The sequence below is a fragment of the Caulobacter sp. GW821-FHT10A06 genome, from assembly GCF_059415805.1.
The window spans coordinates 442,602-465,497 of the sequence record NZ_JBWKNY010000004.1; the positions used below are offsets into that span (position 1 = coordinate 442,602).

General features: G+C 69.2%; 25 protein-coding genes. 11 read left to right on the forward strand and 14 right to left on the reverse strand.

Annotation, left to right across the window (positions count from 1 at the left end; genetic code table 11):
- Positions 1 to 12 precede the first annotated feature (12 nt).
- Positions 13 to 441: a DUF350 domain-containing protein gene (locus tag AC07NF_RS13640; protein ID WP_492815836.1), complete on the forward strand. Its 429-nt coding sequence runs from the start codon at positions 13 to 15 to the stop codon at positions 439 to 441.
- Between the two features lie 25 nt (positions 442 to 466).
- The gene (locus tag AC07NF_RS13645) at positions 467 to 1,300 is read left to right on the forward strand and encodes a S1 family peptidase (RefSeq protein ID WP_492815835.1); all 834 of its coding nucleotides are present in this window, start codon (positions 467 to 469) and stop codon (positions 1,298 to 1,300) included.
- A gap of 133 nt (positions 1,301 to 1,433) precedes the next feature.
- Here AC07NF_RS13645 and AC07NF_RS13650 read toward each other — a convergent pair whose 3' ends face one another.
- Together AC07NF_RS13650 and AC07NF_RS13655 are read right to left on the reverse strand one after the other, a co-directional pair.
- Positions 1,434 to 3,122, reverse strand: a complete 1,689-nt coding sequence (locus AC07NF_RS13650) for an AmpG family muropeptide MFS transporter (RefSeq protein ID WP_494626638.1) — start codon at positions 3,120 to 3,122, stop codon at positions 1,434 to 1,436.
- Positions 3,123 to 3,158: 36 nt separating this feature from the next.
- Positions 3,159 to 4,688 carry a response regulator gene (locus tag AC07NF_RS13655; RefSeq protein WP_494626640.1) on the reverse strand — a complete coding sequence of 510 codons (1,530 nt, stop codon included), beginning with the start codon at positions 4,686 to 4,688 and terminating at the stop codon, positions 3,159 to 3,161.
- Positions 4,689 to 4,901: 213 nt separating this feature from the next.
- Here AC07NF_RS13655 and AC07NF_RS13660 point away from each other — a divergent pair, with 213 nt between their 5' ends.
- Positions 4,902 to 5,474, forward strand: a complete 573-nt coding sequence (locus tag AC07NF_RS13660) for a hypothetical protein (protein ID WP_494626642.1) — start codon at positions 4,902 to 4,904, stop codon at positions 5,472 to 5,474.
- Here AC07NF_RS13660 and AC07NF_RS13665 read toward each other — a convergent pair.
- The 5 genes from AC07NF_RS13665 to AC07NF_RS13685 all read right to left on the reverse strand — a co-directional run bounded on the left by AC07NF_RS13665 (position 5,471) and on the right by AC07NF_RS13685 (position 12,681).
- Positions 5,471 to 7,000, reverse strand: coding sequence for a YifB family Mg chelatase-like AAA ATPase (locus AC07NF_RS13665; RefSeq protein ID WP_494626644.1), 1,530 nt, complete (start codon positions 6,998 to 7,000; stop codon positions 5,471 to 5,473). The two genes, AC07NF_RS13660 and AC07NF_RS13665, sit on opposite strands and share 4 nt — an antisense overlap.
- A gap of 109 nt (positions 7,001 to 7,109) precedes the next feature.
- The gene (gshB, locus tag AC07NF_RS13670; protein ID WP_494626646.1) at positions 7,110 to 8,063 is read right to left on the reverse strand and encodes a glutathione synthase; all 954 of its coding nucleotides are present in this window, start codon (positions 8,061 to 8,063) and stop codon (positions 7,110 to 7,112) included.
- 178 nt (positions 8,064 to 8,241) lie between these two features.
- Positions 8,242 to 9,711 (reverse strand): OprO/OprP family phosphate-selective porin, encoded by a 1,470-nt coding sequence (locus AC07NF_RS13675; protein ID WP_494626648.1) that lies wholly within the window; start codon positions 9,709 to 9,711, stop codon positions 8,242 to 8,244.
- Positions 9,712 to 9,819: 108 nt separating this feature from the next.
- Positions 9,820 to 10,818, reverse strand: a complete 999-nt coding sequence (locus AC07NF_RS13680; RefSeq protein WP_494626650.1) for an alpha/beta hydrolase — start codon at positions 10,816 to 10,818, stop codon at positions 9,820 to 9,822.
- 42 nt (positions 10,819 to 10,860) lie between these two features.
- Positions 10,861 to 12,681, reverse strand: coding sequence for a methyl-accepting chemotaxis protein (locus AC07NF_RS13685; RefSeq protein ID WP_494626652.1), 1,821 nt, complete (start codon positions 12,679 to 12,681; stop codon positions 10,861 to 10,863).
- Positions 12,682 to 12,846: 165 nt separating this feature from the next.
- Here AC07NF_RS13685 and AC07NF_RS13690 point away from each other — a divergent pair, with 165 nt between their 5' ends.
- The gene (locus AC07NF_RS13690) at positions 12,847 to 13,152 is read left to right on the forward strand and encodes a hypothetical protein (protein WP_494626654.1); all 306 of its coding nucleotides are present in this window, start codon (positions 12,847 to 12,849) and stop codon (positions 13,150 to 13,152) included.
- Between the two features lie 14 nt (positions 13,153 to 13,166).
- On the opposite strand, the gene AC07NF_RS13695 is transcribed toward AC07NF_RS13690, so the two are convergent.
- Genes AC07NF_RS13695 through rdgB form a run of 5 tightly spaced genes read right to left on the reverse strand, consistent with a single transcriptional unit; the run spans position 13,167 to position 17,008 of the window.
- Positions 13,167 to 13,982 (reverse strand): SirB1 family protein, encoded by an 816-nt coding sequence (locus tag AC07NF_RS13695; RefSeq protein ID WP_492815826.1) that lies wholly within the window; start codon positions 13,980 to 13,982, stop codon positions 13,167 to 13,169.
- A 2-nt stretch (positions 13,983 to 13,984) separates the two neighbouring features.
- Positions 13,985 to 14,362 (reverse strand): YraN family protein, encoded by a 378-nt coding sequence (locus AC07NF_RS13700; RefSeq protein WP_494626656.1) that lies wholly within the window; start codon positions 14,360 to 14,362, stop codon positions 13,985 to 13,987.
- Positions 14,362 to 15,234, reverse strand: a complete 873-nt coding sequence (rsmI, locus tag AC07NF_RS13705) for a 16S rRNA (cytidine(1402)-2'-O)-methyltransferase (RefSeq protein ID WP_494626658.1) — start codon at positions 15,232 to 15,234, stop codon at positions 14,362 to 14,364. Before rsmI ends, AC07NF_RS13700 begins: the two co-directional genes overlap by 1 nt.
- 36 nt (positions 15,235 to 15,270) lie before the next feature.
- On the reverse strand, positions 15,271 to 16,413 hold the full coding sequence (gene hemW / locus AC07NF_RS13710) for a radical SAM family heme chaperone HemW (protein WP_494626661.1): 1,143 nt from the start codon (positions 16,411 to 16,413) through the stop codon (positions 15,271 to 15,273).
- Positions 16,406 to 17,008, reverse strand: a complete 603-nt coding sequence (gene rdgB / locus AC07NF_RS13715) for an RdgB/HAM1 family non-canonical purine NTP pyrophosphatase (protein ID WP_494626663.1) — start codon at positions 17,006 to 17,008, stop codon at positions 16,406 to 16,408. Before rdgB ends, hemW begins: the two co-directional genes overlap by 8 nt.
- Before the next feature lie 27 nt (positions 17,009 to 17,035).
- Between rdgB and AC07NF_RS13720 the strand changes: the two genes are divergently transcribed.
- The 5 genes from AC07NF_RS13720 (at position 17,036) to AC07NF_RS13740 (ending at position 19,200) form a co-directional block, all read left to right on the forward strand.
- Entirely contained in the window at positions 17,036 to 17,641 is a 606-nt protein-coding gene (locus AC07NF_RS13720; protein ID WP_494626665.1) for a glutathione S-transferase N-terminal domain-containing protein, read from the forward strand.
- A gap of 156 nt (positions 17,642 to 17,797) precedes the next feature.
- A complete protein-coding gene (locus tag AC07NF_RS13725) occupies positions 17,798 to 17,914 on the forward strand; it encodes a hypothetical protein (RefSeq protein ID WP_295108901.1) in 117 nt (38 codons plus the stop codon).
- A 94-nt stretch (positions 17,915 to 18,008) separates the two neighbouring features.
- On the forward strand, positions 18,009 to 18,542 hold the full coding sequence (locus AC07NF_RS13730; RefSeq protein WP_291874712.1) for a DUF2975 domain-containing protein: 534 nt from the start codon (positions 18,009 to 18,011) through the stop codon (positions 18,540 to 18,542).
- A 17-nt stretch (positions 18,543 to 18,559) separates the two neighbouring features.
- Positions 18,560 to 18,796, forward strand: a complete 237-nt coding sequence (locus AC07NF_RS13735; RefSeq protein WP_494626668.1) for a helix-turn-helix domain-containing protein — start codon at positions 18,560 to 18,562, stop codon at positions 18,794 to 18,796.
- A gap of 83 nt (positions 18,797 to 18,879) precedes the next feature.
- On the forward strand, positions 18,880 to 19,200 hold the full coding sequence (locus tag AC07NF_RS13740; RefSeq protein WP_492815819.1) for a hypothetical protein: 321 nt from the start codon (positions 18,880 to 18,882) through the stop codon (positions 19,198 to 19,200).
- Between the two features lie 20 nt (positions 19,201 to 19,220).
- On the opposite strand, the gene AC07NF_RS13745 is transcribed toward AC07NF_RS13740, so the two are convergent.
- A complete protein-coding gene (locus AC07NF_RS13745) occupies positions 19,221 to 20,198 on the reverse strand; it encodes a S1C family serine protease (RefSeq protein ID WP_494626670.1) in 978 nt (325 codons plus the stop codon).
- Between the two features lie 68 nt (positions 20,199 to 20,266).
- On the reverse strand, positions 20,267 to 20,983 hold the full coding sequence (gene rph / locus AC07NF_RS13750) for a ribonuclease PH (RefSeq protein WP_492815817.1): 717 nt from the start codon (positions 20,981 to 20,983) through the stop codon (positions 20,267 to 20,269).
- Between the two features lie 113 nt (positions 20,984 to 21,096).
- Between rph and hrcA the strand changes: the two genes are divergently transcribed.
- Together hrcA and grpE are read left to right on the forward strand one after the other, a co-directional pair.
- On the forward strand, positions 21,097 to 22,173 hold the full coding sequence (gene hrcA / locus AC07NF_RS13755; RefSeq protein WP_494626673.1) for a heat-inducible transcriptional repressor HrcA: 1,077 nt from the start codon (positions 21,097 to 21,099) through the stop codon (positions 22,171 to 22,173).
- A 12-nt stretch (positions 22,174 to 22,185) separates the two neighbouring features.
- Positions 22,186 to 22,812, forward strand: coding sequence for a nucleotide exchange factor GrpE (gene grpE, locus AC07NF_RS13760; RefSeq protein WP_494626675.1), 627 nt, complete (start codon positions 22,186 to 22,188; stop codon positions 22,810 to 22,812).
- Positions 22,813 to 22,896 lie beyond the last annotated feature (84 nt).

The following is a 22,896-nucleotide window of genomic DNA, read 5'->3' on the forward strand; positions in this document are numbered from 1 at the left end:
TAGTCCGCGTCCATGCCGTCCCAGCTTCAGTCGCCCGAGGTCCAGGCCTTCGCCACCGGCTTCCCGGTCACCCTGCTGCACGCCAGCGTGACCCTGGTCATGCTGATCCTGGGCACGACGCTGTACGCGCTGCTGACCCCGCACAAGGAAATCGCCCTGATCCGCGAGGGCAATTCGGCCGCCGCCCTGTCGCTGGGCGGGGTGATGGTCGGCCTGTCGATCCCGCTGGCCATCTCGCTGACCGCCTCGACCTCGGTGATCGAGATCGGCATCTGGGGTGCGGCGACCATCGCCGTGCAGCTCTTGGTCTTCCGGGTCACCGACATGGTGCTGAAGGGCCTGCCCGAGCGGATCCAGGACGGCGAGATCTCGGCCGCGGTCCTGCTGGTCGGCGCCAAGCTGGCCACCGCCCTGGTCCTCGCCGCCGCCGTGGCCGGCTGAGCCGACACGGTCGGGGGCTCAAGCAGTGCATTTCCCCAAGCTTCCCGATTGGCTGGTCTACGCCGCGGCGGTCAGCGCCCTGGTGATCGTCGCCGTCGGCCGCCAGGAGCGTTCCGACGCCCCGCCGCCGCCGCCGCCGGTGCCGGGCGAGGAGGGGCTGCCGCTGGGGCCGTCCTCGCCGTTCGACCCGTCGATCGTGGTGCAGGTGCCCGATCGCCCCGAGCCGGGTTCGGGCACGGCCTTCTCGGTCGGTGACGACGGGACCTGGCTGACCGCGCGCCACGTGGTCGATGGCTGCAAGTCCGCCGCGATCGTCGTCGCGGATGGCCGTGGCGTGGCGGCCAAGATCCATGTCGATCCCAAGGCCGACGCGGCGATCCTGACCACCGAAGGCGGGGCGCCGTCGGTGCCGCTGGGCCTGGATATCCCGCTGCGCCGGGGCGCGCGCGCCTATCATCCGGGCTTCCCGCAAGGCCATCCGGGCGAGGCCGCCTCGCGCCTGCTGGGCCGCGAAAACTTGGTCGTCCATGGTCGCGGGGCCCGCACCGAGCCGGTGCTGGTCTGGGCCGAGGTCGGCCGCACCGACACCCTCAAGGGCACGCTGTCGGGCCTGTCGGGCGCGCCGGCCCTGGACGCCGCCGGACGGGTAATCGGGGTCACGGTCGCCGAGGCCCCGCGCCGGGGCCGCATCTATACGACCGCGCCCGAGACCCTGAAGACCCTGCTGGGCCCGCACCGCCGGCCCTCGCCGTCGGAATTCGCGCCCAGCGAGCCGATCACCACCGAGAACTACGGCCGCGTGGCCGATGGGTTGCGGCGGGATCTGCGGGTGGCGCAGGTGGTTTGCTTGGCGGTTTAGGCGGCGGAGAAAAGATCCTCCCCCTAGCGGGGGAGGTGGCGCGAAGCGCCGGAGGGGGAACTTGTCCTGGCTCCGGCCTCTTCCCTCTCCGTCGTCGCTGCGCGCCGACACCTCTCCCTTGGGGAGAGGGTCTTTAAGCGTTCGCCGCCGCCTCGACCTTCCCCTGCCGCGCCGCCACCGCGAACGACAGCACGATCGCCACCACGCCGATCAGCGCGGTGTAGATGAAGAAGGTCGTATAGCCCGCCGCCATGGCCTGGGCGCTGACGCCCAGCTTGGCGCCGGCGGCGGTGAAGCTCTCGGGCGGAAGGCGGGTGAAGAGGCCCTTGAGCAGGCCGATCGGCCCGCCGTGTTCGGCGGCCTGCGCGGACGCCTCGACAATGCGGCCCGACTGCGATGCGATCAGCTTGCCGGGCAGGGCGTACAGCGACGAGAACAGCGCGTACTGCGTGGCCGTGAAGCCCGCCGAGGTCAGGCTGGACATGTAGGCGATCAGGGCGGTGCCGGCGATGCCGCCGGCGATGTTGTCCAGGCAGATCGAGGTGAACAGCATCGGGATGCTGTGGCCGCTCATGGCCAGGAGGGCGAACATCAGGTTGCTGATCGGCTGGGCGAAGGCGCCGATGACCAGCGCCTTCATCAGGCCCAGGCGCGAGACCACGACGCCCCCTAAGAACACCCCGATCATCGAGGCGATGATGCCGAACACCTTGCGGATCTCGGCGATCTCGGTGAGCGAGAAGCCCATGTCGCGGTAGAACGGATTCATGATGTTCAGCACGAAGTCCGAGACGCGGTAGACACAGATCGCCGCCAGGATCAGGCCGGCCACGCCGTGGAAGCGGGTCAGGAACTCGCCCAGCGGCTCGCCGAACGCCTTGGACATGTAGACGCCCGGCTTGGTGCGGACCTTGGGGATAGGCCAGGCGGCGACGACCACGATGGCCAGGCCGATGATCACGCCCACCAGCTGCAGCCAGACGCCGTTGGGCTTGGCGGTCCAGGCGTCGGCCAGGGCTTCGCCGCCGACCAGCTTGGAGAGCAAGGACGCGTCGCCCGACAGGCCCGAGCCCAGCACCAGGGCGCCCAGCACCAGCACGGCCAGGCGGGTCAGCCACTCGAGGATCTCCAGGGCCTTGGGCTGGTTGACGTCGTCGGTCGGGATCGGGCGGATGGTGTGCTCGGCCTCGCGCGGGGCCCACAGGGTGGCCAGCACGCCGATGCCGACGACCGCGCCCATCACGGCGTACGAGAAGTTCCAGCCGAAGCGCTCGGCCAGCAGCAGCGGACCAGCGCCGGCCGCGATCATGGCGACGCGGTAGCCCCACTGATAGGCCACGACCATCGGGCCCTGGTCTTCCTTGTCGGCCACCTCGATGCGCCAGGCGTCCAGGACGATGTCGTGCGAGGCGGTGGCGAAACCGACGGCCACGGCGGCGGCGGCCAAGACGCCCAGCTGGTTCACCGGGTTCATGGTCGAGATCGCCCACAGGCCCAGGATCATGGCGATCTGGAACACCAGCAGCCAGGCGCGGCGATGGCCCAAGAGGTTGTGCAGCACCGGCACGCGGGTGCGGTCGATCAGCGGCGCCCACAGGAACTTGAACGAGAACGACAGGGTGGCCAGGCTGAAGAAGCCGATCACCGCCAGCGACAGGCCCGCATCGCGCAGCCACAGCGACAGGGTGTCGAAGATCAGCATGAACGGCAGGCCGGACGCGAAGCCCAGGCCCAGCATCACCAGGCTGCGGCGCTCCAGGAAGAAGGCCAGGGTCTGGAGAAGGGTCTTCTTCTCGGGCGCGGCTTTCGCGTCGTCGGTCATCTGGCGATCCCCCTGCGGGGAAATCGCCCCCGCCCTTTAGCCGGCGACCTTGGCTCGCGTCGCGGTTTTCGTCCAGCCGCTCGCGGCGCCGCCAGTCGTCCAGCGCTTGAGGGCGTCGCGCAGGGCTTCTTGGGTCAGGGGCTTCACCAGGAAGTCGTCCATGCCGGCGGCCAGGCAGGCGCGCTTGTCCTCGTCGAAGGCGTCGGCGGTCAGGGCGGCGATCGGGGCGGCGACGCCCTTGGCGCGCAGGGCCTTGGCGGCCTGGACGCCCGACAGGCCCGGCATGCGCAGGTCCATCAGGATCAGGTCATAGGCCCCCGCGACGGCGGCGGCCACGGCCTGCTCGCCGTCGGCGACGCGGTCGACCTTGCAGCCTTCGCGTTCCAAGAGGGTGCGGGCCAGCAGGGCGTTGATCGGATTGTCCTCGGCCAGCAGCACCCGCACGCCCTGGGCTACGGCTCCGGCGATGCGATCGTCATGGATCGGAGCTTCGGTCTGGGCGGTCTCGGTTTCACCGGCCCGCAGCACCTGCTCGACCAGCGAGGCGGCGCGTAGCGGCTTGATCAGATAGCCCGAGAAGCCGGCGTCCTTCAGGCGGTCGATGCGGTCGCGCTGCTCGGGGGTGAGCAGCACCACGGCCTTGCGGCCAGCGGGCGGTTTGAAGGCCCCGCGCGGCGCGGCCAGGGCGGCGTCGATCAGCAGCACGGCGTCGGCCGGCGCGCCCGACAGGGCCGAGGCGACGTCGACGGCGGCGAAGGCGCGGCCGCCGGCGGCCTCGATCTGGCGCACGGTGGCGGCGCGGACGATGGCGTTGGGCGAGGCGATGGCGACGCTGCGGCCTTCGAGCGGCGCGGCGCGGGTCGCGGGCGCGGCAATCTCGAACGGCGCTTCGAACCAGAACTCGGCGCCCTGGCCCAGTTCGCCGCCGACCCCGACCTCGCCGTCCATGGCGTTGGCCAGGCGCGCGACGATGGCCAGGCCCAGGCCCGCCCCGCCCAGCTGGGTGGCGTGGGTGATGTCGGTCTGGACGAAGGCCTCGAAGATCCGCTGGCGGGCCTCGGGCGCGACACCAGGCCCGGTGTCGGCGACCGAGAAGCGGATGCGGCCATCGGTCGTGGCCGTGGCGGTCAGCAGGACGCCGCCGGCCTCGGTGAACTTCACGGCGTTGCCGGCGAAGTTCAGCAGGATCTGGCGCAGACGGCCTTCGTCGGCCTGGATGGTCGGCAGGGCGGTCGGCACGGCCCAGGCGATCTCGATGCCCTTCTCGTGGGCGCGGGGGCTCATCAGTTCGGCGACCTGGCGCAGCAGGCCCTCGATATCCACCGGGGCCAGCGACAGCTCGATCGAGGCCGCGCCCAGGCGGGCGAAGTGCAGCACGTCATTGACCAGCGACAGCAGGTGGTCGCCGCTCTCGCGCAGGGCGGTGACATAGGACCGCTGCTCGGCCGTCAGCTTGGTGTTTTCCAGCAGGCGCGCCATGCCCAGCACGCCGTTCAGCGGGGTGCGGAACTCGTGGCTCAGGGTGGCCAGCTGCTCGGGGGTGACGCCGGGTTTCTTGTCGCTCATGGAGATCAAGGTTACCCGCAGCGGCTTAACACCCGGTCAAACTCGCGAGGGGCGCCGGAACCGGTATCGAGCGGCGCCGTTGTGCGTGGACAAGCTCGAACAGGGAAGCTCACGCCATGCGATCGATCCTTCTGATGCTCCTCGGAGTGCCGCTGCCGATCATCCTGCTGCTCGCCTTCTGCACCCACCATTTCTGAGAAAAGGGGACGTCCTATGGCTCTCTCCCCTGATCTCGTCGCCGTCGATATCGGCGAAGAAAACCAGTCGGCCGTCAGCTGGGACGCGGTCCTGGCCGGCGCCGTCGCCACGATCGCCTTGCTGTTCGTGTTGCTGTCGCTGGGCGCGGGCTTTGGCCTGAAGCTGTCGCCGCGCTGGCCGGCGGGCCTGACGGCCAGCGACTTCACCCCGACCTTGGGCGCGGCGTTCATCGCCTGCCAGGTGGTGGCCAGCATGCTGGGCGGCTATGTCGCCGGGCGAATGCGCACAAAGTGGCTGAACGTCCACGACCACGAGGTCCATTTCCGCGACACCGCCCACGGCCTGCTGGCCTGGGCCGCCAGCGTGGTGGGCCTGCTGGTTCTCGGCGCTCTGGCCGCGCCGGCGGCAACGCCGCCCGTCGGCGATCTCACCCCCGCCGAGGTCGTGCGCGCCGGTCAGATCGGCGCCCAGCTGTCGCTTTTCCTGGGCATCGGCGCCCTGACCAGCGCCTTCGCCGCCAGCGTCGCCGCCGCCATCGGCGGTCTGCGCCGCGACGACATGCACAAGCTGCACCGCACGCGGCCCTAGGCCGGAACGCCTTCGCCGGGCGTATGGGTCCGCCGATACGCCAGGGCCTCGGCGACGTGGACGCGCTGGACACGTTCGGCGCCTTCCAGGTCGGCGATGGTGCGGGCGAGGCGTAGGGTTCGGGTCCAACCGCGCGCGCTGATCCGGCCGGCCTCGGCGGCCTGGGTCAGCAGGGCGCGAGCGCGATCGTCCAGGGCGGTGATCTTCTCCAGGAAGGCGCCTTCGGCCCGGCCGTTCAGACCATCGTCGGCGCCGAACTCTTCCGCCCGCGCTTGCTGCAGCGTTCGCGCCCGCGCCACCCGCGCGGCGACCTCGGCCGAGCCCTCCTGCGGCGGCGGTAACGAGAGGTCGGCGGCGGTGACGGCAGGCATGTCGACGGCCAGGTCGATGCGGTCCAGCATCGGACCCGACACTCGACCCTGATAGTCCAGCTGGCACCTCGGCGCCTTGCCGCACGCCCCGCGCCCGGCCCCGCCGTGACCGCAGCGGCAGGGGTTCATGGCCGCGACCAGCTGCACCCGAGCCGGATAACGGATGTGGAAGTTGGCGCGGGCCACCATCACCTCGCCGGTTTCCAACGGCGCGCGCAGGCTATCCAAGGCCTGGCGGCTGAACTCCGGCAGTTCGTCTAAAAACAGCACGCCATTGTGAGCCAAGGAGACTTCCCCCGGCTTGGCCTTCAACCCGCCGCCGGTCAGGGCGGCCATGGAGGCGCTGTGGTGCGGGGCGCGGTAGGGCCGGGCGCGGGTCAAGGCGCCTCTCGCGATCAGCCCCGCCACCGAATGGACCATCGAGGTCTCCAGCAGCTCGGCCGAGGTCAGCGGCGGCAACAGCCCCGGCAGGCGCTGGGCCAGCATCGACTTGCCCGAGCCCGGCGGGCCGACGAACAGCAGGTTGTGGCCGCCGGCGGCGGCGATCTCCAGGGCGCGCTTGGCGTGCTCCTGGCCCTTCACGTCGCGCAGGTCCTTGGCCGCCTCGCCCTCGACGATCGGGCCGGGCGCCGGCGCCGACAGGATCTGGGCGCCCCGGAAATGGTTGATCAGCGAGACGAGCGAGCGCGGGGCCAGGATGCGTGTGTCGCCCGCCCAGGCCGCCTCGGGACCGGAGGCCTCCGGACAGATCAGGCCCAGGCCCATGGCCCCGGCCGCCATCGCCGCCGGCAGCGCGCCAGCGACCGGCATGATGCGGCCATCCAGCGAGAGCTCGCCGATCGCCGCCCAGCCATCCAGGGCGTCCATCGGAATGACGCCCAGCGCCGCCATCACCGCCAGGGCGATCGGCAAGTCGAAATGGGCGCCTTCCTTGGGCAGATCGGCCGGCGCCAGATTGGCGACGATGCGTTTGCCGGGCAGCGAGAGGCCGAGCCCCGCAAAGGCGCCGCGCACGCGTTCACGACTCTCGGCCACCGCCTTGTCCGCGAGGCCGACGATGACGAACACCTGGGCGCCCGTGGTCAGCTGAACCTCGACGTCGACACGCCGAGCCTCGACACCCTCGAACGCAACGGTGACCACGCTGGCGGCCATCGCAAACCCTCATGGACAATGAACTTTATCCACAAGTCACAGCATAGCTTGCGAAATGGAGCAAGAACGAAAAACGAACGTTTCGCGAAACGTCCGTCTTTCCGCAGAGTTACCCACCGTTGCGGCGAATGTCCTCGATACGATTCCAGAGTATGGCCGCGGCGTTGATACCGGTAAAACGCTTGAGCTGTTGTGCGCCGGTGGGCGACGTAACGTTGATCTCGGTCAAGTACTCGCCAATGACGTCGATACCGACAAAGATCAGTCCACGGCGCTTCAGTTCCGGGCCGATGATCTTGCACAGCTCCATGTCGCGAGCCGTCAGCGACACCGCCTCGGCGCGGCCGCCGACCCGCAGGTTTGAGCGCACCTGGCCGGCGGCCGGCACGCGGTTGATGGCGCCCACGGGCTCGCCATCGACCAGCAGGACGCGCTTGTCGCCCTTGCTGACGGCCGGCACGAACTTCTGGGCGATGACCTGCTCGCGGCCGATCATGGCGTGCAGTTCCAGCAGGGCGTCCAGATTGGGATCATCCGCCAGCAGACGGGCCACGCCCGAGCCGCCGCCGCCATAGAGGGGCTTCAGGACGATATCGCCGTGGCGGGCGCGGAAATCGTAGATCGCCTCGTGATCGCTGGTGATCAGGGTCGGCGGCTGCACGCCCGGGAAGTCGGTGACGAACAGCTTTTCCGGCGCGTTGCGCACCTCGGTCGGGTTGTTCACCACCAGGGTGTGGGGGTGGATCTTGTCCAGGAAGTGGGTGGCCGTGATGTAGGCCATGTCGAACGGCGGATCCTGGCGCATCAGGACGACGTCGATGTCGTCCTTCATGTCGATGACCTGGACCTCGCCCAGCTTGGCGTGGGCGCCCTTCTCGGCGAACACCTCCAGCGACTGGGCGCGGGCGAACACCCGGCCGTCTTCCTGAGACAGCTTGTCGGGCGTGTAGAACCACAGCTTATGGCCGCGCTGCTGCGCCTCCATCATCATCAGGAAGGTCGTGTCGGTGTCGATGTTGATCCCCAGCACGGGGTCCATCTGGACGGCGACTCTCAGCGACATGGGGCTCGATCCTTCGGCGTGTCTGTGCGCCGTCTAGTTAAGGCGATTTCCGGCGATTGCGAGGGGCTGATAAGGCGGCGCCCGCCCCGAGGGATGGGGCGGGCGCCTGTACGCGACGAAAAGAGAGGGCGGCCGGTGGGGTGGACCGCCCTCCTTCAGGGAGGAAACGCGTGTCCGGTTAGAACGCGATTTCGCCGCGAACGCTGAGGCTGTCGCCCGTGTCCAGGCCCTTGAACGAGCCGACCTTGTTCTGGGTCTTCCAGTGCACGAAGTTGGTCATCACCCGCGCCCAGTCGTTCACGTACCAGTTCAGGCCGACCGTATAGGCGTCGCCCTCGCCGCCGTTGGCGACGTTGGTGAAGTCGATCTTGTCGTAGCGGGTGGCGATCTCGAACGCGCCCGTGCCGCCGCTGGTGACGGGGTGGTTGACCTTCACGCCGCTCCAGATGCCCGAGCGGGTCGAGAAGCCGGGACGCTCGCCGGTCAGCAGGTAGCCGGCATAGACCGAGCGGGCCTTCTGCTTCACGTTCGGGCCGACCTGCAGGCTGATGTCGCGGGTGCCTTGTTCGCCGAAGATCCAGAACGAGCGGTAGGTGCCGCCCAGTTCGAAGCCGTAGCCGTTGTCATGCTCGGGATTGGTCAGCGAGCTGGCCGAGACCTTCAGATTGTCGTTGAAGCCCGGGCCGATATAGCTGGTCTTGTTGATGGTGGCGGTGGCCGGGGCCAGGTCTTCCGAGAAGCCCCAGACGCCCAGGTGGACGAAGCCGTCCTTGGTCTTGACCGGGTTCCAGTGGGCGCGGCCGGCCAGGGTCAGCGGGCTGCGGTTGTCGCCGACCTGGCCGATCGGGCCGCCGGTCAGCGAAACGCTGGCGTGCCAGTTGCCGCCATAGATCTTGGCCATAGCGCCCAGGCCGAAGAAGCCCTTCTGCGGCGCGGCGACATTGGCCACCACGTTGCGCTCCATGAACGGCAGCGACACGCCCGAGGTCGAGCCGTCGATCGTGCGGTCGTTCAGCTTGTTGCCCAGATAGTACTCGACCACGTGGCCGGCGATGCTGCTGTCGTAGGAGATGTAGACCTCCTTCAGCGACACCACTTCGTCGGCGAAGTCGGCTTCGATCTTGTAGCCCAGCTTGCCCATCATGCCCTCGGCGCCCAGGCGGACCGCCGGGGCCTCGGTGCCGCTGATGTTGCGGGCGTCGAAGTTCGAGCCGCGCGTCGTCGACGCGTCGATCTGGATGCGGCCGCGCGGGTGGAAGGTGAAGAAGCCGTTCGAGCTGACGAACTCGGGACCGCCGTCGGCCCACTTCACCTTCAGCGCATCCTGCTGGGCGTCCTGCAGCTGGACGATCTGGGCCTGAGCGGCCTGCAGCTCGGCGGCCGTAGTCTCCAGGGCCTGGGTGTTGGCCTGGACGGCGGCTTGGGTTTCAGCCGGGACGGCCGGCGCGCCGGCCTTGGCCTCGACGGCCGACAAGCGCTGTTCCAGGGCCTCGATCTTGGCTTGCTGATCCTTGACCAGCTGGATCAGGGCGGCGTTGGCGTCGGCCTTCTTGGCGGGCGCCGCCGAGGCGACGCCGCCGACGCCGATGCTGAGCGCGAGAGCGCTGATGGTCACGGCCAGGCCGGTCTTGAAGCTACGCTTAGGCATGAGTTTTCCCTTCGCGCCGGGCGGCCCCCCTGGGCCCGCCGGTGCGCGTTCTTCTGGATTGATGATTTTGGGTTTGGAGGCGGGGGCTGTTGGACCAGCCCGCTCGGTTTAGTCCGTGGAGGCGGCGCGGGCCGCGATGGCCTTGCCGCCGAAGAAGCCGTGCGACTTGGCCCAGTTGGCGAACAGGGCGGGCCAGCCGGAGGTCGGACCGCCGGGGACGCCCATGTTGAAGCTGTGGCCGCCCTGCTCGAAGACGTGCAGCTCGGCCGGGGCCTTGGCCGCCCGCAGCGCGCTGAACATGATCAGGCTGTTGTCGATGGCCGAGACGCCGTCGTCGACGCACTGGGCCAGGAAGGTCGGCGGCGTCTTGTTGGTCACATGGGTCTCGACCGACATGGCCGCGCTCTGCTCGGCCGTCGGGTTCTCGCCGGCCATCATGCGGCGGGTCTGGGTGTTGTCGAACGGCGGCTTGACCGTGATGACGGGGTAGATCAGGCCGGCGAAGTCGGGACGCGCCGAGACCTTATCGGCGGCGTCGATCGGGGCGTAGAAGGCCTCGTCCGCGCGGCTGGAGATCATGCCGACCAGGTGACCGCCGGCCGAGGCGCCGACCGCGCCGATCTTGGCCGGATCCACCGCGAACTCGGCGGCGCGGGCGCGCACCACGCGCACGGCGCGCTGCATGTCCTGCAGCGGAGCCTGCGGGGCCCAACCGTCGACGGGCATGCGGTAGTAGAGGACGAAGGCGGTGACCCCCATCATGTTCAGCCAGCGGGCCATGGCCTCGCTGGTGGCGCGGATGTTGATGCGGCGATAGCCGCCGCCGGCCACGACGATCACGGCCGTGCCGTTCGGCTTGGCGGCGCGGAAGACGCGCAGGCGGGGCTGGCTGACATTGGTCACCGAGCCGTCGTGCGAGCCGTCCTGCAGGACGATCTCGGCGCCGCCCTTGCCCTTGCCGGCGGCCGGCATGGCGCCGTTCCACAGGTCGATGACTTCGGGTTCGGTTGGTGGGGTAGCCGGTGCGGGGGTCTGGGCGGCGGCGACGCCGGCGGTCGAGGCGACAAGCGCCGCGCCGCCGAGCAGGGCTCTGCGATCGAGTTGCATGGGAGGTCTCTGAGCAGTGGGGAGGAGGAGGGGGGAGCGCCGCTAGGCGGCGCGTTGACCGGGCCGTGACACGCTCGTCCGCGATGTTGCGGGTGGCGCGTCGCCGACCTGGAACTGGTTCATCAGGCGGGAAAGGTCCTCTGCCTCGCGGGCCAGGGCGTGGCTGGCGGCCGTGCTTTCCTCGACCATGGCGGCGTTCTGCTGGGTCACCTGGTCCATCTGGTTCACGGCGACATTGACCTGCTGCAGGCTTGAGGCCTGTTCCTGGGCCGAGGCGGCGATCTCGGCGACCAGGGTGTTGACCTCCAGCACCTGCTTGACGATCCGCTGGAGCGCCTCGCCGGTCCGGCCGACCAGGGCGACGCCCGCGCCGACCTGCTGCGAGGACTCGCCGATCAGGGCCTTGATCTCCTTGGCCGCTTCGGCCGAGCGCTGGGCCAGGGCCCGCACTTCTTGCGCCACGACCGCGAAGCCCTTGCCGGCCTCGCCCGCGCGGGCGGCCTCGACCCCGGCGTTGAGGGCCAGGAGGTTGGTCTGGAAGGCGATCTCGTCGATCACCCCGATGATCTGGGCGATCTGGGTCGAGGAGCCTTCGATCTGGGTCATGGCGGCCACCGCCTGCGCGGCGATCGTGCCGCCCTGTTCGGCGTCGGTCTTGGCGGCCGAGACGATCTGGCGGGCGTGCAGGGCGCCCTCGGCGGTGCGCTTGACCGTGGCGGTGATCTCTTCCAGCGCCGCGGCGGTCTCTTCCAGGCTGGCGGCCTGCTGTTCGGTGCGTTTGGAGAGGTCGTCCGAGGCCTGGCTGATCTCGTGGCTGCCCGACTTGATGCCGCTGGTGTTGCCCGAGATCACCGACATGGCCTGGCGCAGGCGGGCGATGGCGGCGTTGAAGTCGTCCTTCAGCTGGCGATAGTCGTCCGCGAACGGGGCGTCGATGCGGTGAGTCAGGTCGCCGTCGGCCAGGCGCGACAGGCCGCCGGCCAGCTGCTCGACCACCATCGCCTGTTCGCGGGCGGCCTCGGCGCGGGCGGCTTCGTTGCGGGCGCGTTCGGCCTCGACATGGCGGCGGGTTTCGGCCGCTTCGGCCTCCATCCGCACCTTCTCGATGGCGGCGTCCTTGAAGGTCAGGACGGCATTGGCCATCAGGCCGACCTCGTCGCGGCGCGCGGTGTCCGGGACCTCGACGGCGTGGTCGCCTTGGGCCAGGCGGGTCATGGCCGCGGTCATGCCCAGGATCGGGCGGGCGATGACACGCGACAGCATCCAGGCCATGCCGATGGCGATCAGGATCGCCGCCGCGCCGCCGATCGCCAGGGCCCAGGTCGCGCTAGCCAGGGCTTCGTCGCGTTCGGCCAGGCGGATGGCCGAGCGCTTGTCGGCGGCCTCGTTGATTTCGCGTTGCAGGGCGCGGATGCGGTCCAGGCCGCCGCGGCCGATCATGGCCAGGGCCTGCGGCCGGGTGGCCGGGTCGCGGGCCAGGGCGATCTGGCGGTCGGCGCGCGTGGTGCGCCATTCGTGGGCCAGTTCCGCCAGACGCTTTCCGCGAGCGATCTGGTCGGCGCGGGTGCTGCGGCTGATGAAGGTCTCGACGTCGCGGTCGAAGGCCTTGGCGCTGTCGCGATAGGCGCGGACGAACCGCTCGTCGCCGGTTACCAGGAAGCCGCGCACGGCCGACTGCTGCTCCAGGATCAGGGTCTCGGTGTGGGCCGCGTATTTCGCCAGCTTGAAGCTGCGCTCCACGGCGACGGCGTTGTCGCGGATCACGCCCAGGCTGACGAACACGATCGTGCTGGCGACGGCGAACGCCCCGATCAAGGCGACGAACGCCAGGACGATCTTCCCGGTGATTTTCAAGCGCAGCATGACGCCCCCATAGCGTTGAACGGCCGAGGCCGAGCAAGTGCAGTTGAGGTTTCGTTTAAGCTGTACCTTATTACCTATTGGTTACTCGCAAAGTCATCAAAAGTAATGTCTAAGATAGACAAAAATATAGTTGCGACAATAGGTATCGCATCCGCAAGATAAATCATGCGGATGTTCATGGAATTCTCTGTGTGGATGTTGCGCCAATTCTCTTCGTGGATCGCTGGGCAACCCGTGTCGGCGTTGAGCGAAATCCAACACGGACGTGGCGGATCGCAAACGCCTCGCGTGGAAATCGAGCAGCGCATTGATATTGCTGAATTAAATGAAATTTCGACGCGTCCGCCGCGCGAATTTCGCGCGGCGAGCCGCCTGCCGAAAGGGCGTTTTGTGCGGAAAGCCGCTCAGGTGCGGCTCAATCTGCGTCGAAATGATTCGATCTGCGGTTCTTCGTGCCTCGTTCGGCGTTGAAGAGTAGCTTTTTGTCAGTTGAGTCGCAGGCGCATCCGCTCACGCGCGGCGCGGGCCGCGATGGCGGCGCCGCCATCGAGCGTTTGGGCGCGGGACAACGCCTGGAGCGCCCCCGCCAGCGCGCCCTGACCCTCGCGGGCGGCGGCGACGTCCAGCCAGGGGCGGTGGTCGTTGGGGTTCAACAGGGCGCGGCGCAGGGCCGAGCGCTCGGCGCGGACCCAGTCCTTGGCCTGCTGGGCGCGGGCGAAGATGTTGTTCTGCAGGCGGATCAGCACGGCGCGGTCCGAGATCGGCGCCATCAGCAGTTCCAGCCGCGAGGCGACGTCGGGCATCAGGCCGGTGCGCAGGGCGCGGCGCGACAGCTCGGACGGCAGCACCACCCGGCCCTCGCTGAACGGGTCTAGGGCCAGCGGCCCTTCCTCGGTCTCGATGCGCAGCAGGAAGTGGCCAGGGAAGTCGACGCCATGCAGCTCCAGACCCACCTGGCGGGCGGCGTGCAGGTAGAAGACGCCCAGGGCCACGGGCAGGCCCTTGCGGCGTTCGGCGATGGCGATGACGTCGGCATTGTCGGGATGGTCGTAGGTCAGGACGTCGCCAGTCAGGCGCAGGTCGCCGGCCAGGGTCTCGGCCACGGCCTCCTCGGGCGACTCGGCTTCGGCGCGGCGGCGCAGGCGGTCGACGGCGTCCTTGGCCAGGTTGATGGCCGGGGTGGTGTCACGGCTGGGATCGTCATGGACGGCGCAGGCCAGGGCCGCCTCGAACAGCGGGAAGTCCTGGTCGGTCCCTTCGCCGGCTTTCGTCAGAATCTCTTCGGCGTCCTCGCGCGTCATGCTCAGACTCCTTGCCAGGCGTCGGGCAGGTGGCGCGGCGCGCGGCCGGGGGCCAGGGCGATCAGGTCCAGGCGCACGAGAAGGTCGCGCAGGCTGGCGCGGTGCGCGCTGACATGGGCGGCGGCGCGGCGCAGGCGCTCGCGCTGGGTGGGCGTCACGGCGTCCAGGGCGTCCTCGATCGTCGTCCTTTGCTTGACCTCCACAACGGCCAGCACCTTGCCGCGTTGCGCCAGGAGGTCGATTTCGCCCAGCGGGGTGGCCAGGCGGAAACCCAGAATCCGATAGCCCTTGGCCATCAGCCACAGCGCCGCCCAGACCTCGGCCCGCCGTCCGACCTTGCGCGCGGTCGCGCCTCGGATCTGACGAGCCCCCGCCGCCATCAGGCCTGCTCCTTCAGCGCCAGGGCCTGGCGATAGAGGTCCTTGCGCGACAGGCCCAGCGCCTTGGCGACCTCGGAGGCGGCCTCGCCCAGCGGCAGGCGAGCCATGGCTTCGCGCAGGGCGGCCTCGGCGTCGTCGGCCGTGGCGACCTTCTCCGAGCCCGGACCGACCAGGATGACGATCTCGCCCTTGGGGGCCTCGAAGCGCGGGTCAACGGCCAGCTCGGCCAGGGGCGCGCGAATGCAGGTCTCGTAGAGCTTGGTCAGTTCACGGCACACCGCCGCCTGACGGGTTCCACCGAACACGGCGGCCATGTCGGCCAGGCAGTCATCCACCCGCGAGGCGCCTTCGTAGAAGATCAGGGTGGCGCGGGTGTTGGCGAATTCCTCGAAGAAGGTCCGGCGCGCGGCGCTCTTGGGCGGCGGGAAGCCGGCGAACAGGAAGCGGTCGGTCGGCAGCCCGGCCAGGGTAAGCGCAGCAAGGGCGGCGGAAGCGCCGGGGATCGGGATCACCGGATGGCCGGCGGCGATCGCCTCCTTGGCCAGGCGGTAGCCGGGATCGGAGACCATCGGCGTGCCGGCGTCCGAGACCAGGGCCACGCGCTCGCCGGCCTCCAGGCGCTCGAGGATGCCGGGGATGGCGCGCTCGGCCACGTGTTCGTCGTGGCGCTCTAGCTTGGTCTTGATGGCGTAGGCCGACAGCAGCTTGCCGGTGACGCGGGTGTCCTCGGCCAGCAGCACGTCGCAGGCGGCCAGCACGTCCAGCGCCCGCAGGGTGATGTCACGCAGATTGCCGATCGGCGTCGCCACCAGATAGAGGCCGGGCGCCAGGGGCGCATCGGACAGGGCTGGCGGGGGAAGCTGGCGGCTCAACGTATGGATGTCCTTCGTGCTCGGAAAGAAGGCATATCAGGTCGCGAGCGTTCCTGTCAGCCGGTCCAGGACCAGGCGGCCCGCGCGAGTGGCGCGCAAACGATTGGCGTCGTCAACTAGCAGCCCCGCCTCCACCAGATCGCGCACCTTCGGCAGGTCCGGGGTCAGGCCCAGCGGCGCCATCTCGTCGAATCGCACCCCGTCGTCGATGCGCAGGCCCAGGACCAGGCGCTCCTCGGCGGCTTCTTCGGGGCTCAGGATCTCGCGTTCGAAGCCGACGCCGGTCTCGGTCACGGCGGCGATGTAGTCCTTGATGGCGCGATGGGCGACCGTGGCCGCGCGGCCTTCAAGCAGGGCCAGGCGGCCATGCGCGCCGGGGCCGACGCCGACATAGTCGACGCCGCGCCAGTAGACGAGGTTGTGCCGCGAGCGGGCGGCGTCGCCTCGAGCGTGGTTGGAGACCTCGTAGGCGTCGAAGCCGGCGGCCTCCAGCAGTTCCTGGGTGGTTTCGAACAGCGTGGCGGCCAAGTCCTCGTCGGGCACGACCAGGGTCCCGCGCCCGACCGCGCGGTCGAAGGCGGTGCCGTGCTCGATGGTCAGCTGGTAAGGCGAGACATGTTCGGGGCCCAGGGCGATGGCCTCGGCCAGCTCAGCGCGCCAGGCCGCGTCGGTCTGGCCGGGGCGGGCATAGATCAGGTCGATCGACAGGCGCGGGAAAGCCTTGGTCGCCGCGGCGATCGCCCGCCGCGCCGCGCCGGCGTCGTGGTTGCGGCCCAGGGCTTTCAGGGACGCGTCGTCCAGCGCCTGGACGCCTAGTGACAGCCGCTGGATCCCCGCGTCGGCCAGGGCCTCGAAGCGGCCGGCCTCGGCGTCGGTGGGATTGGCTTCGAGGCTGATCTCCAGGTCGGCGACGGGCGACCACAGGCGCTTGGCCGTCTCGATCACCCGCGCGACCTGGGCCGGGTCCATCAGCGAAGGCGTGCCGCCGCCGAAGAAGATCGACAGCAGCTGCCGCTCGCCCGTCAGTTCACGCTGGGCGATGAGATCGGCGACGATGGCGTCGGCCAGCGCCGCCTGCTCGTCGGTCTTGCCCCGGTCACGCACGACGTTGAAGTCGCAATAGGGACAGATCCGCGAACAGTACGGCCAGTGGACGTAGACGCCGAGGCTATCAGTCAAACAGCGCCGCCTTCAGCTTGGCGAAGGCGCGGGCGCGGTGGCTCATGGCGTCCTTGGCGGCCGGTTCCATCTCGCCGAAGGTGGTGTCATGGCCCTCGGGCACGAAGATCGGGTCGTAGCCGAAGCCGCGCGTGCCGCGACCGGGGAACACCAGGGCCCCGTCGACGCGGCCCTCGACCACCACGGCCGGACCGTTCGGCCACGCCACGGCCAGGGCTGAGGTGAACCAGGCCGAATAGTCCTCGGTTCCCGTGGCCTCGATGCGCTCGGCGACCTTGTCCATGGCCATGGCGAAGTCCTTGCCGGGCCCTGCCCAGCGGGCGGAGTAGATGCCCGGCGCGCCGTCCAGCGCCTTGACCGACAGGCCGCTGTCGTCGGCGATGGCGGGCAGGCCGGAGAGGTCGGCGGCGTGGCGGGCCTTGAGCAGAGCGTTGCCGACGAAGGTGCTTTCGGTCTCGTCCGGCTCGGGCAGACCCAGCTGGCCGGCGGTGATGATTTCGAAGCGGCCGTCCAGCAGGGCGGTGATCTCGGGCACCTTGCCGGGATTATGGGTGGCGGCCACGAGCTTCGATCCCATTTCAAGCTTCAGCGCCATGTCACTACTCCCGGGGGAAATCACCTGATGCGGCTTCTTTACGCTCCAATTTCGCCGTTTGCCCGCAAGGTTCGTGTGCTGGCCCTCGAAAAAGGTCTGTTCGACCTGTTTTCCCTGGAGATCGCCATGCCGTTCCAGGACGAGACCCTGCGCAGCCAGAACCCGCTGTGCAAGGTCCCGGCCCTGATCCTGGAGGACGGCGAGGTCATCTTCGATTCCGGCGTCGTCGCCGACTATGTCGACGGTCTCGCCGAGCCCCGCCTGATCCCGGCCGAGCAGCCGGCCCGCCGCCGCGCCCTGACCTTCGAGGCCGCCGCCGATGGCATGGGCGACGCCTCGGTGCTGGTCGTGCGCGAGCGGATGCGGCCCAAGGAAGAGCACCGCCAGGACCTGTTCGAGCGCCAGTTGCGGGCGGTCAACGCGGCGCTGGATCTCTTCGAGGCGGCGGTGGTCGACGGCAGCCTGTCGGGCGAGCGTTTCGAGATCGGCGAGATCGCCGTGGCGGTGCAGCTGGCCTATCAGGACGTGCGCCAGGTCAGCGACTGGCGCGCCGGCCGACCAGCGCTTTCGGCCTGGTTCGAAATCGTCTCCAAACGCACGTCGATGGTCGCTACGCACGCCACTGTGACCTAAGGGCAACTGTTCCGAACCCGCGTGCATCATTACGGTAGTTTAATATCGTTTCTCGATAAACGAGATTGGCGGAACTCAAATCGCCGCCTATCTGTTGATTGTGGCGAGGGACCGAATGGCTCGGCCCCAACCACGTCGCTCAAACTGGAAAACAAGATGTCCGCCGCCCGCCTGTTCCGCATCGCCGACAAGGTCGTCATGACCGCCATTACCGCCGCTCTGATCGTGGCTGTTCCGGTGTCGGCCGTGGCGTTCGTGGTGCAGACGCTTTAAGGCGAGCCAAGAGTTTCCAGGGTTTTCAAGCCCGAGCTTTTGACGTCTCCTCGCGACGCGGGGCATGTTTGAGCGTCGCTGTTGGGGAGCAGCCATGCGCGCGTTGGGGCCCGGCTCCGTATCGAGTTTCCTGAAGATCATCCTCGACGTCATCTACGTCGGGCTGTGGATCTTCGTGAGCCTTCTGTCGCTGTTCACGCTGGTCGCCCTGCTGTTCAGCTTCAATCCCGAATTGCTGGCCTCGATGTTGCCGATCAGCGACGCCGTCGAGGCCATCAGCCGCAACGGCGCGCTGTTCGCCGGGGCCCTGGCGGCCTACGCCCTGCTGCTGGGCGGCTGGATGATCATCGTCGAGCGGCTGCGCAAGATCTTCGCCACCCTGACGGCCGGCGACCCCTTCCATCCCGACAACGTGGTGCGTCTGCGCCTGATTGGCCTCGTCCTGGCCGGCCTGGAAGTCGGGCGCTACGTCTTTTCGGGCATGGCTCGCTGGCTGGCCCCCAAGGCCAAGGTCATCGACGACAGCTTCACCCTGACCGCCTGGTTCTCGGTGCTGGTCGTCTTCGTCCTGGCCGAGGTCTTCCGCGAGGGCGCACGCCTTCGTCGCGAAGCCGAACTCACGATCTGAACCGGAGCGCTTCCCGCATGCCTGTCCGCGTGAACCTCGACCGCGTGCTGCTGGAACGGCGCATGTCGCTGACCGAGCTGTCCGACCGCGTCGGCGTGACGATCGCCAACCTCTCGATCCTGAAGACCGGCAAGGCCCGCGCCGTCCGCTTCTCGACCCTGGACGCCCTGTGCCGCGAGCTGGACTGCCAGCCGGGCGACTTGTTGACCTTCGAATACGGTCCGGCGGACGCGGGCGACGAGCTCGACGGCTAAGTTCGGCTCACGATGAAACCGGCGCGGCGTCGGGGCGTTTCAGCGGGGAGGCGGGGGCGCCTCGACATCCCAAGGAACACACATTGTCCGCCACTCGCATTGTCTTCGCGTCGATCGTCACCGTCGGCGCCCTGGCGGCGGCCGCCGCCTCCCAAGCCTCCAGCCCCGGCGCCTGGGCCGAGTTCGATCAGCGCGTCACCCGCAGCTGCGTCGCCGCGGCCGGCTACCGCAACGCCCGGCCCTCGCCGATCATCGGCTTCGACGATCGTGTCGGTAAGGTCGCTGTGCTGGTGTCCGACAAGTCGCGCGGCTCCAACAACGCCAAGCTCTGCCTGTACGACAAGGTCAAGCGGAAGGCCTATATCGACAACGCCGACGGCTGGGTCGCCCCGCCGCAGCGCTAAGCCGAGCCAGGAGCGGCGGCTTAGTTCAGCCGCCGCTTCTTCAGCAGGCTGGCGCGGTCCATCGAGCGGACCTCCAGCTCGAAGGCGTCGCCCTCGCGCAGGATCTTCAGGGGCACACTGACGCCGGCGTCGCCCAGGCTCCACAGCCGGTCGTAGAACTCGGCGAGGTCGGAGACGGGCATGCCATCGACCGCCAGGATCAGGTCGCCGGCCCGCAGCTCGGCGCGGGCGGCCGGGCCCTTGGGCGAGATGCCGACGATGACGACGTGGTTCTCCATCTCCTGGGCGAAGACGCCCAGCCAGGGACGCGGCGGGTGCGGAGCCTTGCCGCGCGCCAGTTCGTCCAGGATCGGCGGCAACAGTTCGGCGGGCACGAACATGTTGATCGGTCGGGCCTGGCCCTCGTTGTCGCGGCCTTCCAGGGTCAGCGAGCCCAGGCCGACCAGGTCGCCCTTGGGGCCGATCAGGGCCGCGCCGCTCCAGTGCGGGTGGGCGGGGCCGGTGATGATGGCGTCGTCCAGCAGGTATTCCCAGTAGCCGGCGAAAGGCATGCGGGCCAGGACCTTGCCGGCCACGGCGTGGGCCCGGCCGCCAGCGCCAGCGGCGATGATCGGGGCGCCGACGTCCAGGTCCTTGGCCGAGCCGATGGTCATAACTGGTAGGTCCAGCGGCTCGAGCGCCTGCACGAGGCCCAGGCCCGACCGGACATCCAGGCCCAGCACGTGCGCGGGCACGCGGCGGCCGTCGTTGCGGGTGAGGGTGACTTCCCCGGCCTCGGTGATCAGATAGGCCATGGTCAGGACGAGGCCGCCGGGGCCGACGACCACGCCGTTGCCGACGCGCTCGGTGCCCAGGATGCCAGCCGTATAGGCGTCGGCCGGGACCTGGGCCTCCAGCGCCACCATCGAGGCCAGCGCCTGGTCCAGATCGAAGCGATACGCCTCGGCCGACGGGCGCAGGCGGGCTTCGACTTCATAGCCATCGAACGGGGTGGTCACGCGAAACTCCTATCTCAGACTAGGAATCTGGGACCGTTACCCCGTTCGGACAAGTGCGGTCGGGTGGCTTAAGCGCCGATCGCCGCGCGTTGCAGCGCGAACAGCTCGCCGATGCCCTTTTCAGCCAGCGCATAGAGCGACTCGAACTCGGCGCGGGTGAAGCCGCGCTTTTCGCCGGTGGCCTGGATCTCGACGATGTCGCCGTCGCCGGTCAGGACGAAGTTGCTGTCGGCTTCGGCGTTGCTGTCTTCCTCGTAGTCGAGGTCGAGCACCGGGACGTTGTTGAACACGCCGCACGAGACGGCCGCCACCTGGCCCAGGATCGGGTCGGTCTTCAGCACGCCTTCGTCCAGCAGGTACTTGGTGGCCAGGCGCAGGGCGACCCAGGCGCCGGTGATGGCGGCGGTGCGGGTGCCGCCGTCGGCCTGGACGACGTCGCAGTCCAGGGTGATCTGGCGCTCGCCCAGGGCCTTCAGGTCGACGACAGCGCGAAGGCTGCGGCCGATCAGGCGCTGGATTTCCTGCGTGCGGCCGGTCTGCTTGCCGGCGGCGGCTTCGCGGCGGCCGCGGCTGTGGGTGGCGCGGGGCAGCATGCCGTACTCGGCCGTGACCCAGCCGGCGCCCTTGTTGCGCATCCAGCCGGGGACGTTTTCCTCGACCGTGGCCGTCACCAGCACCTTGGTGTGGCCGAACGAGATCAGGCACGAGCCTTCGGCGTAGCGGTTGACGCCGGTTTCCAGCGTGACGGCGCGCAGCTGGTCGGGGGCGCGTTCGGACGGACGCATGGGGAAACTCCGGCTATTTGAATGTCTGTGATGGCCGCTTATCCTATTGGGAGGCGAAGTCTAAGAGGCCGACGCCTTTTGTTCGCCGACCGGGTCCCAAACGACACGCCCATATGACGCATCTTTTTCCCGGTCCGATCGTCCGCACGCCAGGCCTCACCGAGCTGGACAGCCGCGCCCGCGACATTTTCCGGCGCGTGGTGGAGTCGTATCTCGAGACCGGCGATCCCGTCGGCTCGCGCACCCTGTCAAGGGCCGGCCTGGCTTTGTCGCCGGCCTCGATCCGCAACACCATGCAGGACCTGGCGCAGCTGGGCCTGCTGGACGCGCCCCACACCAGCGCCGGGCGCATGCCCACCCATGCCGGCCTGCGGATGTTCGTCGACGGCCTGCTGGAGGTCGGCGACGTCGCTGAGGACGACAAGCGGGCCATCGAGGCTCGGCTGGCCGTGAAGGGCCGCTCGTTCGAGGAGGCGCTGTCGGAAGCCTCGTCCGTGCTGTCGGGCCTGGCCGGCGGGGCCGGGATCGTGGTCACGCCGGTCCGCGAGGGCGGGGTCAAGCACGTGGAGTTCGTGCCCCTGGGCGGCGGCCAGGTGCTGGCGGTCATGGTGTTCGAGGACGGGCAGGTCGAGAATCGACTGATGCGCCAGGCCCCAGGCGTCACGCCCTCAGCCCTGCAGGAGGCGTCCAACTTCCTCAACGCCCGCCTGCGCGGCCGCACGCTGTCCGAGACGCGGACCGAGATGGGCGGCGAGCTGGACATCGCCCGCCGCCAACTGGACGAGACCGCCGCCCGCTTGGTCGAGGACGGCCTGGCCGCCTGGAGCGGCGGGGAGGGCGACGCCCGCTCGCTGATCGTGCGCGGGCAAGCCAACCTGCTGGCCGATGCGCGGGCTCGTGAGGACATCGACCGCGTGCGCCAGCTGTTCGACGACCTGGAGCAGAAGGGGCAGCTGATCGGCCTGCTCGACGACGTTCGTGACGCCGAGGGCGTGCGCATCTATATCGGGGCCGAAACGCGCCTGTTTTCGCTTTCGGGTTCCTCGGTGATCGCGGCGCCCTATATGACGGGCCGACAGAAGGTGCTGGGGGCGATCGGCGTGATCGGTCCGGCGCGATTGAACTACGCCCGAGTCATTCCGTTGGTGGACTATACCGCCCGGGTGCTGGGGCGGATGATGGATGGATAAGGACTGTACGAGATGACCGACGAGCAAACGCCGGCCGAAGACGTCGCCTTCGAGGCTGATGACGCGTCGCAAGAGATCGAGGCGCTGAAGCTGGAAGTGGCCGCTCTGAAGGAGCAGGCCCTGCGCTACGCCGCCGAGGCCGAGAACACCAAGCGCCGCGCCGAGCGCGAGATGAACGACGCGCGCGCCTATGCGATCCAGAAGTTCGGCCGCGACCTGCTGGGTGTCGCCGACAACCTGTCGCGCGCCACCGCCCACAGCCCGCGCGAGTCGGCCGATCCGGCGGTGAAGAACTTCATCATCGGCGTCGAGATGACCGAGAAGGAGCTCACCAGCGCCTTCGAACGCAACGGCCTGAAGAAGATCGATCCGGCCAAGGGCGAGAAGTTCGACCCGCACCTGCACCAGGCCGTGACCGAACAGCCCTCGACCGAAGTCGCCGCCGGCGGCGTGGTCGCCGTGCTGCAGGCCGGCTACGAGCTGATGGGCCGCCTGGTGCGCCCGGCCATGGTCGCCGTGGCGGCCAAGGGTTCGACCGGTCCTTCGACGGGCGAGCCGGCGTCTGGCGCCGCCAATCCGTATGCCGGCGCGGCCTCGGACGGTGACAGCTCGGGCGGGTCTTTCGACCAGAAGGCCTGAACTGCGCGTTTTTGACTTCAAGGGGCGCGGAATGACCGCCGCGCCCCCTTCCCCCGTTCGCGCATTGCGATAATGTCGGCGGTC

Bases quoted from the DNA above. Each gene is read 5' to 3' on its own strand.
- AC07NF_RS13640 (WP_492815836.1), top strand. From the start codon at position 13: ATGCCGTCCCAGCTTCAGTCGCCCGAGGTCCAGGCCTTCGCCACCGGC.
- AC07NF_RS13650 (WP_494626638.1), bottom strand. From the start codon at position 3,122: ATGACCGACGACGCGAAAGCCGCGCCCGAGAAGAAGACCCTTCTCCAG.
- AC07NF_RS13655 (WP_494626640.1), bottom strand. From the start codon at position 4,688: ATGAGCGACAAGAAACCCGGCGTCACCCCCGAGCAGCTGGCCACCCTG.
- AC07NF_RS13660 (WP_494626642.1), top strand. From the start codon at position 4,902: ATGGCTCTCTCCCCTGATCTCGTCGCCGTCGATATCGGCGAAGAAAAC.
- AC07NF_RS13665 (WP_494626644.1), bottom strand. From the start codon at position 7,000: ATGGCCGCCAGCGTGGTCACCGTTGCGTTCGAGGGTGTCGAGGCTCGG.
- gshB (WP_494626646.1), bottom strand. From the start codon at position 8,063: ATGTCGCTGAGAGTCGCCGTCCAGATGGACCCCGTGCTGGGGATCAAC.
- AC07NF_RS13675 (WP_494626648.1), bottom strand. From the start codon at position 9,711: ATGCCTAAGCGTAGCTTCAAGACCGGCCTGGCCGTGACCATCAGCGCT.
- AC07NF_RS13680 (WP_494626650.1), bottom strand. From the start codon at position 10,818: ATGCAACTCGATCGCAGAGCCCTGCTCGGCGGCGCGGCGCTTGTCGCC.
- AC07NF_RS13685 (WP_494626652.1), bottom strand. From the start codon at position 12,681: ATGCTGCGCTTGAAAATCACCGGGAAGATCGTCCTGGCGTTCGTCGCC.
- AC07NF_RS13690 (WP_494626654.1), top strand. From the start codon at position 12,847: ATGCGGATGTTCATGGAATTCTCTGTGTGGATGTTGCGCCAATTCTCT.
- AC07NF_RS13695 (WP_492815826.1), bottom strand. From the start codon at position 13,982: ATGACGCGCGAGGACGCCGAAGAGATTCTGACGAAAGCCGGCGAAGGG.
- AC07NF_RS13700 (WP_494626656.1), bottom strand. From the start codon at position 14,362: ATGGCGGCGGGGGCTCGTCAGATCCGAGGCGCGACCGCGCGCAAGGTC.
- rdgB (WP_494626663.1), bottom strand. From the start codon at position 17,008: ATGGCGCTGAAGCTTGAAATGGGATCGAAGCTCGTGGCCGCCACCCAT.
- AC07NF_RS13720 (WP_494626665.1), top strand. From the start codon at position 17,036: ATGCGGCTTCTTTACGCTCCAATTTCGCCGTTTGCCCGCAAGGTTCGT.
- AC07NF_RS13725 (WP_295108901.1), top strand. From the start codon at position 17,798: ATGTCCGCCGCCCGCCTGTTCCGCATCGCCGACAAGGTCGTCATGACC.
- AC07NF_RS13730 (WP_291874712.1), top strand. From the start codon at position 18,009: ATGCGCGCGTTGGGGCCCGGCTCCGTATCGAGTTTCCTGAAGATCATC.
- AC07NF_RS13735 (WP_494626668.1), top strand. From the start codon at position 18,560: ATGCCTGTCCGCGTGAACCTCGACCGCGTGCTGCTGGAACGGCGCATG.
- rph (WP_492815817.1), bottom strand. From the start codon at position 20,983: ATGCGTCCGTCCGAACGCGCCCCCGACCAGCTGCGCGCCGTCACGCTG.
- hrcA (WP_494626673.1), top strand. From the start codon at position 21,097: ATGACGCATCTTTTTCCCGGTCCGATCGTCCGCACGCCAGGCCTCACC.
- grpE (WP_494626675.1), top strand. From the start codon at position 22,186: ATGACCGACGAGCAAACGCCGGCCGAAGACGTCGCCTTCGAGGCTGAT.